Origin of the sequence: Traorella massiliensis (assembly GCF_900104665.1) — a bacterium.
In the GTDB taxonomy this organism is placed as follows: domain Bacteria; phylum Bacillota_I; class Bacilli_A; order Erysipelotrichales; family Erysipelotrichaceae; genus Traorella; species Traorella massiliensis.
The window spans coordinates 24953-38572 of sequence record NZ_LT629967.1 but is presented as its reverse complement, the minus strand read 5'-3'; the positions used below and the strand labels follow the sequence as shown (position 1 = coordinate 38572).

General features: G+C 36.8%; 14 protein-coding genes. 11 read left to right on the top strand and 3 right to left on the bottom strand.

Translation table 11 applies throughout. From position 1 onward, the window contains the following. Nucleotides 1-218: 218 nt before the first annotated feature. Complete coding sequence (locus BQ5367_RS12955) at nt 219-1379, top strand: ISL3 family transposase (RefSeq protein ID WP_083383112.1); 1161 nt, start codon at nt 219-221, stop codon at nt 1377-1379. 193 nt (nt 1380-1572) lie between these two features. Here BQ5367_RS12955 and BQ5367_RS01315 read toward each other — a convergent pair whose 3' ends face one another. The 3 genes from BQ5367_RS01315 to BQ5367_RS01305 all read right to left on the bottom strand — a co-directional run bounded on the left by BQ5367_RS01315 (nt 1573) and on the right by BQ5367_RS01305 (nt 4840). Beyond that, nucleotides 1573-2988, bottom strand: coding sequence for a PTS transporter subunit EIIC (locus BQ5367_RS01315; RefSeq protein ID WP_071440794.1), 1416 nt, complete (start codon nt 2986-2988; stop codon nt 1573-1575). Nucleotides 2989-2990: 2 nt separating this feature from the next. Then, nucleotides 2991-3893 (bottom strand): N-acetylmuramic acid 6-phosphate etherase, encoded by a 903-nt coding sequence (gene murQ, locus BQ5367_RS01310; RefSeq protein ID WP_071440793.1) that lies wholly within the window; start codon nt 3891-3893, stop codon nt 2991-2993. Nucleotides 3894-3994: 101 nt separating this feature from the next. Then, nucleotides 3995-4840 carry a MurR/RpiR family transcriptional regulator gene (locus tag BQ5367_RS01305; protein WP_161940459.1) on the bottom strand — a complete coding sequence of 282 codons (846 nt, stop codon included), beginning with the start codon at nt 4838-4840 and terminating at the stop codon, nt 3995-3997. Between the two features lie 283 nt (nt 4841-5123). Here BQ5367_RS01305 and rapZ point away from each other — a divergent pair, with 283 nt between their 5' ends. The 10 genes from rapZ (at nt 5124) to rlmB (ending at nt 13617) form a co-directional block, all read left to right on the top strand. After that, nucleotides 5124-5978, top strand: a complete 855-nt coding sequence (gene rapZ / locus BQ5367_RS01300; protein WP_071440791.1) for an RNase adapter RapZ — start codon at nt 5124-5126, stop codon at nt 5976-5978. Between the two features lie 3 nt (nt 5979-5981). Beyond that, the gene (locus BQ5367_RS01295) at nt 5982-6920 is read left to right on the top strand and encodes a gluconeogenesis factor YvcK family protein (RefSeq protein WP_071440790.1); all 939 of its coding nucleotides are present in this window, start codon (nt 5982-5984) and stop codon (nt 6918-6920) included. A 4-nt stretch (nt 6921-6924) separates the two neighbouring features. Next, on the top strand, nt 6925-7869 hold the full coding sequence (whiA, locus tag BQ5367_RS01290) for a DNA-binding protein WhiA (protein WP_071440789.1): 945 nt from the start codon (nt 6925-6927) through the stop codon (nt 7867-7869). 36 nt (nt 7870-7905) lie between these two features. Beyond that, nucleotides 7906-8337: a hypothetical protein gene (locus BQ5367_RS01285; protein ID WP_071440788.1), complete on the top strand. Its 432-nt coding sequence runs from the start codon at nt 7906-7908 to the stop codon at nt 8335-8337. Nucleotides 8338-8403: 66 nt separating this feature from the next. Then, entirely contained in the window at nt 8404-8673 is a 270-nt protein-coding gene (locus BQ5367_RS01280) for a hypothetical protein (RefSeq protein ID WP_071440787.1), read from the top strand. 10 nt (nt 8674-8683) lie between these two features. Then, on the top strand, nt 8684-9595 hold the full coding sequence (locus tag BQ5367_RS01275; protein WP_071440786.1) for a GNAT family N-acetyltransferase: 912 nt from the start codon (nt 8684-8686) through the stop codon (nt 9593-9595). Nucleotides 9596-9766: 171 nt separating this feature from the next. Then, nucleotides 9767-10780 (top strand): type I glyceraldehyde-3-phosphate dehydrogenase, encoded by a 1014-nt coding sequence (gap, locus tag BQ5367_RS01270; protein WP_071440785.1) that lies wholly within the window; start codon nt 9767-9769, stop codon nt 10778-10780. Nucleotides 10781-11172: 392 nt separating this feature from the next. Further along, nucleotides 11173-12507, top strand: coding sequence for a cysteine--tRNA ligase (gene cysS, locus BQ5367_RS01265; RefSeq protein ID WP_071440784.1), 1335 nt, complete (start codon nt 11173-11175; stop codon nt 12505-12507). Beyond that, complete coding sequence (locus tag BQ5367_RS01260) at nt 12507-12890, top strand: Mini-ribonuclease 3 (protein ID WP_071440783.1); 384 nt, start codon at nt 12507-12509, stop codon at nt 12888-12890. The genes cysS and BQ5367_RS01260 overlap by 1 nt, the downstream gene beginning before the upstream one ends. A 1-nt stretch (nt 12891) precedes the next feature. Beyond that, a complete protein-coding gene (rlmB, locus tag BQ5367_RS01255; RefSeq protein WP_071440782.1) occupies nt 12892-13617 on the top strand; it encodes a 23S rRNA (guanosine(2251)-2'-O)-methyltransferase RlmB in 726 nt (241 codons plus the stop codon). The last annotated feature ends 3 nt before the right edge of the window (nt 13618-13620 follow it).

The following is a 13620-nucleotide window of genomic DNA, read 5'->3' as shown; positions in this document are numbered from 1 at the left end:
TTCATTCTTATCAAAGGAGGTAGCTATGAATCATTCTATCATTAATGCTTTAAATTTAAAAGAGGAAGAAATTGATTCCATTGAGTCTGTTTCTTCCTTTCATAATGAGGATTTCCTCNTACATGGACATTGTCAATACATGAGTCCAGATTCATATGAAAAAGAATATTACAATCGTCAAATACAATCACTACAAAATTACAAAACTATCAATTTAACTGGTACTTTTTCTTGACATAGTACCAAAGCGAAGACGTCTGAAATGCGAACACTGTGGAAAGTCTTTTGTGGAAAACCATCCTTTCGGCTCCACCCGCAAGTCGGTGGCTCCTTCCACGATCATCAGCGTGCTGGAAGCTCTGAAGCCTTACAACTCCACGTTTTCCTCTGTTGCGTCCACTTACGGACTCTCGGTCGGAACGGTTGTCGATATCTTTGATAAACATGTCCAAATCCCAAGAAAACACTTAACAGATATCCTGTGCTGGGATGAATTCTATTTCAACCGGCGCTCACGCTATAAATATGCTTTCATCATGATGGATTTCCATAAGAAAGTCATCCTCGATATTCTTGAATCCAGACATGTCCAACATTTAAGTGACTATTTCTATTCCATCCCTTTGCGGGAAAGAAAAGCTGTAAAGTATATCATCATCGATATGTACCGCAACTACAGGGATATTGCCTCTGTGTATTTCCCCAATGCTGCTGTCTGCATCGATCCGTTCCACGCTGCAAAAAGAGTCAATGATGCACTGAACACTCTGAGAAAACGGATCATGCGCAGGAAGAAAGAAAACGGTGATATGTTTTCCTACAGCCTTCTGAAAAACAGATACGAGCTGTTACTGAAGAATCGAAATGAACTGGAATTCGAAAAGAAGAAAAAGGATATGATTCTGGGTTATTCCATCACAGAAAGGGATCTGGCTGATCTGCTTCTTCAAATGGATAGCCATTTAAAAACAGCTTATTTTCTAAAGGAAAGATTTATTCGCTTCAACAGCAGCGACAGGAAGCGTTTCACCAATCGGAAGACAAAAGAAGAAGAGCTGAATAAACTTTTCAAGGATATGCTTGATTCAGGCATTGAGGAAATGAAGGGATGTGCGGGGACTCTTCGAAGCTGGAAGGATGAAATCTTAAACTCATTTGTATGGATTGATGAAAGGCGTTTATCAAACGGACCTATCGAAGGAAAGAATACTTATATAAAAAAGATCATCAGCAATGCCAACGGATTTACTAATTTTGAGAGAGCAAGGAACAAGTTTCTTTATTCGCAGAACCTATATGAAACTTACTCTATTACTGAAAAGAAGACAAAAGTCAAAAGAAAAGGCGCCAAAAGAGTCACCTATAGGAAACATAAATAACCTTTAATTAATGATTGATTTTTAGAATGAAAGTAGGCTCCTTTAAAATTTCAGCGGGGTAAATTCACCCCGCTAATATTTAAAGGTTTTTTTATTTTTCCCCGCTATTTTTTAAAGCGCCCAAAAAACATGTGCAAGATCTAATTAAGATTTTACACATGCTTATGAGTTATAAATATAATATTAGCTTATATTAAACGTTTTGTACGTCACTGTCTTTGATAACCATCTTTGTGATAATAAAGCCGGCTACATAAGAAATGACAAGTCCAATAAAGTAATTCATCATACCGCTAGTACCTTGCATCAATGGTATAGCAACCATACCGCTAGGCCCCCATGCGTTAGCGAGTACCTGTGTAAACATGATATAGGCACCGCCAAAACCTGCTCCTAAACCAGCAGTAATAAACGGTTTAAACATTGGAAATGTAACACCGTAAATCAATGGTTCGCCAACGCCTAAGAAACCAGCTGGAAGGGCACCGGTAATGATCCCTTGTAATCGTTTGTTGCCAACTCTTTTCGCAACTATATAGATAGCGATAGCTGCACCAACCTGACCTGCACCAGCCATTGCCAGTACTGGGAATAAAGATACACCGCCCATGGCTTCAAGCTGTACGGCATATATAGGAATCAAACCATGATGTAATCCAAGCAGCACCATCGGCAGGAAGATGGCGGATAAGATAAAGCCACTAACGATGCGGATAAATGGATTGGTTGAGTTAATGATAATGCTTAAGATCGAAACTAAGCCATCACTGACAAAACCGGCTAACGGCATGATAACAAAGATAAAGATAATGCCAGCGATTAGAAGGCTTGTAAATGGTGTGATAATAAGATCTAAAACATCAGGAACTCTTTTACGAATATTTTTTTCAACGATGGATAAGATCCAGACACCGAAAATAACACCAATAATTCCACCTTTGCCTGTTGTTAAGACAGATTCTAAAGGAACGGCTTCGTTATATAATCCTAACATCATGGAAATATCTACTAAAGCAGCACCAATGCTCATACCGCCAATCATACCGCCAAGGGCTGGGGTTGCCCCAAATACTTCAGCAGAACGAATTCCGGTGAAAATAGCAAAGTACCCTAAGAAGGCAGTACCAAACAGTGAGAAAATCAGCTGAATCATTCTGAAAATATCACCTGAGAGCATGCCATCACTGATCATTTGACCAATAAGGGAAGCAAAGCCATTAAATAAGCCAGCGGCAATAACAGCTGGTATCAATGGAATAAAGATTTCCGCAATCAGCTTCATACCATCTTTAAGACGGTTGTTTTTTTGAGATTCTTTCATGGCTGATTTATTTTCTTGCCAATCTGTGTTTTCTTTTGGAAGATGAAGCTCTTGAATACAGATATCAGTAATTTTTTTAGCTTTTCCAGGGCCTAATACGATCTGATAACTATCATGATCGATGACAAGTCCTAAAACACCTTCGGTATTTTTTATTTCTTCAGTATCTACTTTTGAAGCATCTTTACATACAACTCTTAAACGAGTCATACAGTTTGTTGCTTTGACGACATTTTCTCTGCCGCCAAGTAATTCCACAAGTCTTTTCGCAAGATCCATGTTTGACATATTTATTCCTCCTCGTCAATTAAATCCTGAATACGTCCGTTTACTTTCAGTAGGGCTTCTTTAGCCTGCAAAGAGTCACAGTCAAGCAGAATCATAACGATTGCAAGGCGGACATTTCCTTTAGCTTCTTCCAGCGCTTTTAACGCTGTTTCTTTTGTGCAGCAGGTAACGCTGCAAACAATGTTTGTGCCACGTGAGAACAGCTTCTCATTGCTCATTTTCACATCTACCATATAATTCTGATAAATTTTCCCAATACGGATCATACTGATCGTTGAAATCATGTTCAGCACCATCTTAGTAGCAGTTGCTGCTTTTAAACGTGTTGAACCAGTCAATACTTCTGGTCCTGGTACAATTTCAATCGTTAAAGGAGTGATTTTCTTAATTTCACTATGCGGGTTACATACGATTGCACATGTTGCCGCATTTATGCTTTGGGCATATTTTAAGCCTCCAATAACATAAGGTGTGCGACCACTTGCAGCAATCCCAATTACGATGTCATCTGCACATAACTGAATTTTACGTAATTCTTCTTCACCCAGTTCTTTAGAATCCTCAGCCCCTTCAACAGCCTTTACAAAAGCTGTTTCACCACCAGCAATCAAACCAATAACGGTATTCGCATCGACATTGAATGTTGGAGGACATTCGACAGCATCCAAAACACCTAAACGGCCGCTTGTTCCGGCACCCATATAAATGATGCGTCCTTTATTTTCAAGAACATTACTAGTCAGAGCAATTACTTTCGCAATCATGTCATATTGACTTTCAATACATCTTACGGCATTGTAGTCTTCTTTGTTCATGATCCTGACAGCTTCCTGAATACTCATGAAACTAAGATTCTGTGTATTAGGATTTGCCTGTTCAGTCACCATCTTAGATAAATCAATCATCAGCTTTACCTCCTGCCTTCACTATAAACATAAACGCTTACATTTACAATAAAGTGCCACAAGTTTGAAACAAAGTACCATCGATTGACATGAAATAGCTGCTAAGTTCCAGTTTTTTCCAATAATTTATTAGTAGATATGATTTTATCCATAGAACGTTCATGTACCTTAGTTAGATAAGTATGATAAAGAATATCTACGATACAAAGCTGTGATATCCTGCTAGAACTGGCACTGATCCGCAAAGATGCTTCACTGTTAGGAACATATAAATTATAATCACTCAAAGAAAGCAGTTTGCTGGTACCATATTTCGTGACCGCAATCAAAATACCGCCTCTTTCTTTGATATTATGAGCAATCTCAAGCATTTCTTTTGTCAATCCAGAATATGAAAAAATAATACCTAGGTCCTTCTTTTCAAAGTTAGTAGAATGAACTAATTGTAAATGAATATCTTCATAAAGAAAGGTTTTCTTGCTGATACGTTCAAATTTCTGCTGGAAATCTTTAGCAACCAAGAAACTGGCACCAATACCAAATAAACTGATAAAAGGTGTATTGACTAAAAGACGGATAATAATTTCTAGTTCATTCATGTCTAAAAGAGCATAGGTATTTTGTATCGAACGTATGTTTTCATTGAGTACAAGAGGAATCACTTTTTGAGTACTGGTCAGGTTTTCAATTTTGCTTTGCATCAATTCTTCATTAAATTGTAAATCATTCATTAATGCCAGCTTTAATTCACGGAATCCTTTAAACCCGTTTTTCTTGCATACACGTACGATCGTTGAAGCACTGCAATAGTTTTGTTTCGCCAATGTGTGAATATCCATTTCAATCGCTTCACGAGTATGATTGAGAATAAAAAGCAGAAACTCACGCTCACTTTCAGTAGCATGCTGCTTATAATAGATTTCAAGGCGATATAATGTTTTTTTCATAAGAGCCTCATCTTTCAGCTTCATTATATCCTGAATCATCATAAAATACCTTTATGCTGACTGATGAAAACAAAATAAAAGGCAGGTAAAACCTGCCTAGAGACGTTCAAAGAAAGCTTTGCGTAATCCTGTAATATATAACATTCAATTGCATTATATGGATAAAACTTAATATCATAACTTTTTCTTTGCTTAAAATTTTGTAACTCGTAGCACTTTTCTGTTCTTCTTTTCTCATTTCTTAAAATGTGCTAAACTAACTATATGAAAAGAGGGTGAGCCAATGGAAGATGTTAATATTGTACTGATAACAGGGATGTCAGGTGCAGGGAAAACCACTGCAATGTCTATATTGGAAGATATGGGGTATCACTGTATTGACCAGTTTCCTGTTGAACTGATTCATGAGCTTGGGAAACTATTGAAAGGGAAAAGTGATGTCCGTTATCATAATGTAGCACTTGCGACAACAGCTTTAGATTATACTAAATTTTTAGTTTATTTTGAAAATATTGGGATGAATGTAAGGGTCTTGTTTTTAGATGCTAGTAATGATAGGCTTTTAAAACGTTATAAATTTACTCGCCGTCAGCATCCTTTTCTGGTGAATCATATGGCAAATACCTTAGAAGAAGCAATTGAGTCGGAGAGAGAGTATTTTAACGCTATTAAAGAAAGAGCTAGTATTTATCGGATCGATACGACTTATCTGCCAGTTGCACAATTGAAAAATCAGATTGAAGATTATTTGAAATTAGGAGAAAAACCGTCTTTTAGTATTTCTTTTGTTTCCTTTGGTTATAAAAATGGAATTCCAATGGACAGTGATTTATTATTTGATGTGCGTTTTTTGCCAAATCCCTTCTATGTGGAAGAATTAAAAAATCTTACTGGAAATGATTTAGCGGTATATAGTTATGTGATGAAATATGATGCAACTCAGGAGTGTATTCGTCATATTGTTGAATTTTTAGATTATGTGCTTCCAGAATATGAAAAAGAAGGTAAGAATCATTTAACTGTAGGAATTGGCTGTACGGGCGGACAGCATCGTTCAGTGACGATTACGAATTATTTATATGAACACTATTCTAAAAAGTGGAACTGTTATAAGTCGCATCGGGAAATAAAGGAATAAATTATGAAAAATGTAGTAGTAATTGGTGGCGGCAGCGGACAGTCTGTCATCTTAAAAGGTTTAAAACAGGTAGCGGATATCAATATTACGACGATTGTGACAGTGGCTGATGATGGAGGCAGTACGGGAAGACTAAGGAGGCAATTTCATATACCGGCTATGGGAGATATCCGTAATGTCATGTGTGCCTTAGCGAAAGAAGAAACGCTTTTTACGCATCTGATGGAATATCGTTTTGAAGGTGAAGATGATGTGGGTGGTCATAATCTAGGAAATTTGATCTTGACAGCCTTGACGGAAAAAGAAGGCAGTTTCATGGATGCGATCAGTGAGATCAGCAAGATTTTGAATGTGAAGGGAACGATTCTTCCTGCGACAACACAGGTCATTACGTTATTTGCGAGAATGAGTGATGGAACGGTAGTACGTGGTGAAAGCAATATTCCTAATTTTGATAATCGCATTCGGGAAATTTTTTATGATGAAAAAGTAGAAGCGAATCCTGAAGCAATGGATGCGATCATTCAGGCGGATGTGATTTTTATTGGTATTGGCTCACTTTATACGAGCGTTATTCCATGTCTGATCATAGATGGTATCTGTGATGCGATAAAAAAATCAAAGGCTACCAGGTATTATATGTGCAATGCAATGAGTCAGCCGGGTGAAACAGATTATTATTCGGTTGAAGATCATGTAGAAGCTTTGGAGAAGCATACTTTTAAAGGGATTGTTCCAAATGTGATCGTAGCTCCTAATAATGCCAGTGACAGCTTATTGAAGAAATATGAAAATAAAGGATTTTATCCTGTGAAAATCAAACAGAATAAGCATGACTATAATATTATTTTAGAGGATCTTTTGGATGTGAAAGGTGATTTTATCCGTCATGATCCAGTCAAGATTCGAGACTTTGTTATCAAATTGTTGAAAGAGAGTTGATTCGATGTCTTTTACGGCTTCGGTAAAGAGCGAGGTTGCTGCCAATGAGCTGAAGGATTGCTGTGCTAAAGCTCAGTGCAGTGCTTTGATTAAAATGTGTTCGACACTGAATATAAATGCACAAGGAATGTATCTGACGATTCAAAGTGAGAGTGCTCCTACAGCTAAGAAAATCTTGAAGCTGTTAAAGGAGCATTATCAGATCCATAGCGAGCTTTCTGTTATGAAAAAAATGAATCTGAAGAAGAATAACATTTATGTTTTGCGTATTTTTGATAATACGCAAATGATCTTAAATGATCTTGAAATCATGGATAAAAATGGTCTTAGAAGCCATCCGACAGCCAAGATGGTCAGTAAAGACTGTTGTGCAAGGGCTTTTCTAGCAGGAGCTTTTCTGGCAGGAGGAAGTGTAAATTCACCGAATAAGACTAACTATCATTTAGAGATTGCCACGAGTGATGAAAAACTGGCTAAGTTTATTCAAAAACTGATGGAGCGTTTTTATCTTCCGGCAAAAATTATTGCTCGTCGAAACCAGAAAGTTGTATATTTAAAATCAAGTGAAAAGATCGCTGATTTTCTGAAATGTATCGAGGCAACATCTTCCGTCTTTGAATTTGAAGATGTACGTATCCAGCGTGATTTTATGAATTCATTGACACGTTTGGATAATTGTGATTTTGCCAATGAAATGAAATCATTAGCAGCGGGCAAGAAACAATGTGAAGATATTGAATATTTAGAAAATTATGGTGCATTGGAATTTTTGCCATTCAAGATCAAGCAAGTAGCACTGCTTCGAAAAAAACATCCGGAAGCCAGCTTAAATGAGCTTTGTGAATATTATGAACAAGAATATTTAGAAACGATATCTAAGTCGGGAATGCGGCATCGTTTGAATAAAATGGCTGAGATTGCTGCGACATATCGAAAACAAGAGAATTAAAAATAAAAAAAGACTCAAAATAACTAAGGTGATCTTATGTGGGTGAGTCTTTTATTATGGAGCAGCGTTAGTCTTGTACGCTGTGATGAAACACAGCTTCTATTTATGAATGAAGAAGTACAAATACAGACTGATTTTTTTAATGTTCTTTTTTATGAAGAAGAAGGGCGTCAGAAAGCATGCGAATACTTAGAAAAAGCAGAAGTGATCCAGCTGGAAGAAGAGATAATGGCAGAGAATGCATATTACATATATACCGATGAAGTTCTACTACAATCAAAACTGATTGATGAAGGATTAGCAAGAGTCAATATCGAATTTGAAGGCTACTTACATAAGCTTCAAAAGGAGGAGGTCATCGTTGTTGCACAAAGTGAAAAAATAAAAAGAGAAAATCCTTCTATATGGGTCATTTCAGGACTGTTCTTATTATGTATTTTATGCGCTTTTTTAGCGATAAAGCTATAGTCTTTGTGTCAAAAATGTAATATACAATTTTCAAAGTTTCATGTATAATTGATGCAGGTGATGAAAATGAAAAATTATATTACGATTTTTATATATGGTATTATTATTTTAGCGGTAATCGCATTTTTTATAAATTTGCTTCCTATCATTCTTCCGGTTGTTGTAGTTTTGATGGTCATAAATTATTTTAGAAGAAAAAAACGTCAGGATAGTTATACAAGCTATTATTCTTCTAGAGGTTATGAAGATGAATATGAGTCTAGAAACTATCAGACAAGAGGAAATATCAAAAGTGACGTCATTGATGTTGAATATAAAGAAACAGTAGAAAAATAGGTGAACGATCATGATTAAAGAAGCGAGTGAAAAAGATAAGAGTGCTATTTATAATTTATGGCAAAGCAGTTTTTCTATCAAAAATAGTGAAATGATCAACTGCTTTTTTAATTATGGTATGAATGAGGGGAAAGTAATTTTATGTGAAAAAGATGAGAAACTTGTTGCAAGTGTTTTTATGCATGATATGAATATCATGTTTCACAACCGTCTTTTGAAGAGTGTTTTTTTGTCGCATATTGCAGTGCATCCTGATTATCGCAAGACATCTTCGCTTGATGAATGTTTAAAGAATGTAATCGATGAATGTGAAAAGAAGGCTCTGTTTACATTTGTGGAAGCTACTTCTTATAAGTTTTGGGAAAATTATGGTTTTCAGGAAGGTACGCTGCATCGCTATTATGAATTGAATGAACGTCATTTTGAAAATGTAAGTCAAAATGATGTGTTTGAAGATGCCTCAGCTTTGGAAATGAAAGAGGTTTATGAGGCATTCATGAAGCATTTTGATGGTTATAAAGTGCGTTCGCTTCATGATTTTGAGCTGATGATACAGGAAGCAAAAAGCATGAATGAAAGGATTCTGATGGTTCGCCATCGTGCTAAACCAATGGGTTATATCCGTTTTTCAACAGAAAAGAAACAGGTAAAAGCAAAAGAGATCATCTATTTAGGAAGCAATGCCTTTTTGCGTTTATGTAAGGCGGCTCTAGGTACTAATGATCTGATCATTTTAGAGCTAAGCGAGGCTGAACATATCGAACGGCTTTTTCCTCTGGCGATCCCTCGAAAAAGGGTTGAAGTGATGGTTCGCTGTAACAATTTTCCGCTTTTCAATAAACTTTATAACGCCCGTGTCAAAACGAGCAAGGAAGCTTATGCATTGACAAAAAAACCACGTTTCATGAATGAAAAATATTGAGAAAAATATAAGGAAATCATTGGTTTGTACATCCTTTGGTGAATGTATGCGCTTATATTCGCTTTTCGTTCATGATGATGCATGAAAAAGTGGATAAGTGAAAGATTTCTCAATTGACTTTTCTATTAAAAATTGTATAATATGATTGTTTAGAAGGAGGACTTTAAAAAAATGACAGTTAAAGTTGCAATTAATGGTTTTGGACGTATTGGACGTCTTGCATTCAGACAGATGTTTGGTGCAGAAGGTTATGAAGTTGTTGCTATCAACGACTTAACAAGCCCTAAAATGCTTGCTCACTTATTAAAATACGATTCAGCTCAGGGAAGATATGCATTAGCTGACAAAGTTACTGCTGGTGAATCTTCAATCACTGTAGATGGTAAAGAAATCGAAATCTACAAAGAAGCTGACGCTGCTAACCTTCCTTGGGGTAAATTAGGTGTAGATGTTGTATTGGAATGTACAGGTTTCTATACTTCTAAGGAAAAAGCTTCTGCTCATATCAAAGCAGGTGCTCGTAAGGTTGTTATTTCTGCTCCAGCAGGAAACGATCTTCCAACAGTTGTTTACAACGTTAACCACAACGTATTAACAGCAGAAGATACAGTTATTTCAGCTGCATCTTGTACAACTAACTGCTTAGCTCCTATGGCTAAAGCATTAAATGACTTAGCTCCTATCCAGTCAGGTATCATGACAACTGTTCATGCTTATACAGGTGACCAGATGACTCTTGATGGACCTCAGAGAAAAGGTGATTTAAGACGTTCAAGAGCTGCTGCTGTAAACATCGTTCCTAACTCTACAGGTGCTGCTAAGGCAATCGGTTTAGTTATTCCTGAATTAAATGGTAAGCTGATCGGTTCTGCTCAGCGTGTTCCTGTTCCTACAGGTTCAACTACGATCTTAGTTGCTGTTGTTGAAGGAAATGTAACAGTTGACGAAGTAAATGCTGCTATGAAGGCTGCAAGCAACGAATCTTTCGGTTATACTGAAGAACAGTTAGTATCAAGCGATATCATCGGTATCACTTACGGTTCATTATTTGATGCTACTCAGACAATGGTTAAACCTATGGATAACGGAACTACTCAGGTTCAGGTTGTTTCTTGGTATGACAACGAAAATTCATACACTAGCCAGATGGTTAGAACAATCAAATACTTCTCTGAATTAGCTTAATTTAAGATAAGAGATAAAACCGGGGCAACCCGGTTTTTTAATATACTTATAATAGATGTTCATATATCATATATAATAACGTTAACGTCATAAAAAAGGATTTTATAAAATTTGGAAATACAGTGCTCTGCATATAAAATCTGTTTACATTTCATACAAGTTGTGGTATAAAGAATGGGAAAACCGATGATGGAGGAAAGAGCATCCATAGAATAACTTCAGAGAGGCTTGAAGGGTGGAAAAAGCTGTTAGGAGTGGATGAAATGCACCTTCTAGGGACTTTAACTGAGTACGTGGATGGCGTTAACATAAATGAGTGGATATATTCAATTAAAGTGGAACCGCGTGATCAAGCGTCTTTAAGAGATGCTTTTTTTATTAGGAGGGAAAAAATGAAATTATTTAACAGCTACACAAATAAAATGGAAGAGTTTGTACCAATTGAAGAGGGAAAGGTTAGTATGTATGTGTGTGGACCTACAGTGTATAATCGTCCGCATATTGGGAATGGCCGTCCGATTATCGTTTATGATACATTAAAGAAAACTTTTGAAGCATTGGGATATGATGTTACTTATGTATCTAATTTTACAGATGTGGATGATAAGATCATTAAAAAGGCAAAAGAAGAAGGTATTACTGAAGCTGAATTAACAAAAAAATACATCGATGGATATAATGAGGATCGTCGCAGTTTAAATGCTGATATACCGGACATTACACCTAAAGTAACAGAAACGATGGATGAAATTATTGCTTTTATCGCAGATCTTGTGGATAAGAAAGCAGCTTATGTTGTTGAAGGTGATGTTTATTTTAGAGTAAATGCGGTTGAACAATACGGTGCTTTAAGCAAGCAGAAAATTGATGACTTGATGGTGGGTGCTAGAATTGATGAAAATTCATTAAAAGAAAATCCATTGGATTTTACGTTATGGAAAAAGACCGATGAGGGTATCAATTGGGATTCGCCGTGGTCGAAAGGACGTCCGGGCTGGCATACCGAATGTGTTGTCATGATCAATAAGGAATTTAAAAGCCATCGTATTGATATTCATGGTGGTGGTATGGATCTAAAATTTCCTCATCATGAAAATGAAATTGCCCAAAGTGAAGCTTGCTATCACACGCATATCGCAAATTACTGGCTTCATAATGGAATGTTGAATTTAGATGGTGTAAAAATGTCTAAATCTTTAGGCAATACTCTTTTGATCAAAGATATGGTCAATGAAATTGGTGGCAATGTTTTAAGATGGGCATTCTTATCGGCTCATTACCGTGCACCTTTGAATTTTAATGATGAGGTTGTAAATAATGCTCGCAGTGAATTAAATAAAATTATGAATTCTTATAAGCAGGCTTGTGTAAAAATGCAGCTGGCTCACAAAGAGTTTGGAACAGAAAAACATGATAAATTGTGGAATTCTTTCCTTGAAGAAATGAGTGATGACTTAAATACACCAAATGCATTCAGTGTCGTTTTTGAAACTGTGAAACAGCTGAATGGTGCACTTCGTGTTCGTGAAATTGATTATGATACAGTGTCAAAACTAGTGGCGGCACTTGAGGGCATGATGCATGTATTGGGGATTCATATTGATCGTACGATATTGGATGAAGAAAGTTTTGAATTGTATCAGAAGTGGAATGATGCAAAAGCTGTAAAGGATTTTGAAAAGGCAGATAGTTATCGTCAGAAACTGATGGAAAAGGGAGTTCTATAATGGAAATTATCCCTTATAATGGTACGACATTAGCTTTTATTGGCGATGCGGTCATGACCCTTTGGGTCAGAGAAAGGCTTGTCAGAGCAGGTTATCAGAAACCCAATGATCTTCAAAAAATGACGTCTCATTATGTCAGCGCAAAAGCACAGGCAAATTATCTGAGTGCTTTGATAGAGAAACATTTCTTCGATGAGGAAGAAATGGAAATTATCAAACGTGGCAGGAATGCTCAGACCAAGACGATTGCGAAAAATGCGGATGTGATTACCTATCGTATGGCAACTGGTTTTGAAGCAATCATCGGTTATTATTATTTGAGCGGGCAGTGTGGAAAACTTGAAAAACTGTGGAACGAAGTTATTGAGCAGGGAGAGCAATAATATGGCACAATATATGTATGGCAAAAATGTCGTTCGTCAGCTATTGAAGGGCGATAAAAAAATCTATGAAATTCTTTTGGTAGAGGACTTTAAAGATAGAGAACTGGAAACACTGGCTTTAAAGAAACAGGTTTTAATTAGGAAATTATCTAGAAAGAAAATGGATCAGTTATTAAAAACGACTTATCATCAAGGTATTGCCGCAAGTGTTGATGAGTATAAAACGTATACGCTGGAAGAATTGCTTACAGCAATTCCTGAGTCAAAGCAGCCACTTTTAGTGATGCTGGATGGGTTAGAAGATCCACAGAATCTAGGAGCTATTCTTAGAACTTGTGACTGTATTGGTGCTGATGGTGTTATCATCGGAAAAAATCGCAGCGTGCAGCTAAATGCAACAGTTGCGAAAACTTCGACAGGTGCGATCGATACCGTCAAGGTGGCAAGTGTGACCAACCTAGCACGTTCAATTCAGACATTAAAAGAAAAAGGTTTCTGGGTCGTAGGAGCGGATATGGAAAAGGCAATCGATTATCGTGACATGCAATGTGATGTACCGCTTTTGCTGGTGATTGGAAGTGAAGGCTTTGGTATTTCATCTTTAGTCAAAAAGAATTGCGATTATATGGTAGCACTGCCAATGGTGGGGTCAGTAACATCGCTGAATGCTTCCGTTGCCTGCGGTATCCTTCTTTATGAAATTTATTCAAAACGCCATCCCCGTTAGCTG

Bases quoted from the DNA above. Each gene is read 5' to 3' on its own strand.
- gap (WP_071440785.1), top strand. From the start codon at position 9,767: ATGACAGTTAAAGTTGCAATTAATGGTTTTGGACGTATTGGACGTCTT.
- whiA (WP_071440789.1), top strand. From the start codon at position 6,925: ATGTCTTTTACGGCTTCGGTAAAGAGCGAGGTTGCTGCCAATGAGCTG.
- BQ5367_RS01260 (WP_071440783.1), top strand. From the start codon at position 12,507: ATGGAAATTATCCCTTATAATGGTACGACATTAGCTTTTATTGGCGAT.
- cysS (WP_071440784.1), top strand. From the start codon at position 11,173: ATGAAATTATTTAACAGCTACACAAATAAAATGGAAGAGTTTGTACCA.
- murQ (WP_071440793.1), bottom strand. From the start codon at position 3,893: ATGATTGATTTATCTAAGATGGTGACTGAACAGGCAAATCCTAATACA.
- BQ5367_RS01285 (WP_071440788.1), top strand. From the start codon at position 7,906: ATGTGGGTGAGTCTTTTATTATGGAGCAGCGTTAGTCTTGTACGCTGT.
- BQ5367_RS01295 (WP_071440790.1), top strand. From the start codon at position 5,982: ATGAAAAATGTAGTAGTAATTGGTGGCGGCAGCGGACAGTCTGTCATC.
- rlmB (WP_071440782.1), top strand. From the start codon at position 12,892: ATGGCACAATATATGTATGGCAAAAATGTCGTTCGTCAGCTATTGAAG.
- rapZ (WP_071440791.1), top strand. From the start codon at position 5,124: ATGGAAGATGTTAATATTGTACTGATAACAGGGATGTCAGGTGCAGGG.
- BQ5367_RS01280 (WP_071440787.1), top strand. From the start codon at position 8,404: ATGAAAAATTATATTACGATTTTTATATATGGTATTATTATTTTAGCG.
- BQ5367_RS01305 (WP_161940459.1), bottom strand. From the start codon at position 4,840: ATGAAAAAAACATTATATCGCCTTGAAATCTATTATAAGCAGCATGCT.
- BQ5367_RS01275 (WP_071440786.1), top strand. From the start codon at position 8,684: ATGATTAAAGAAGCGAGTGAAAAAGATAAGAGTGCTATTTATAATTTA.
- BQ5367_RS01315 (WP_071440794.1), bottom strand. From the start codon at position 2,988: ATGTCAAACATGGATCTTGCGAAAAGACTTGTGGAATTACTTGGCGGC.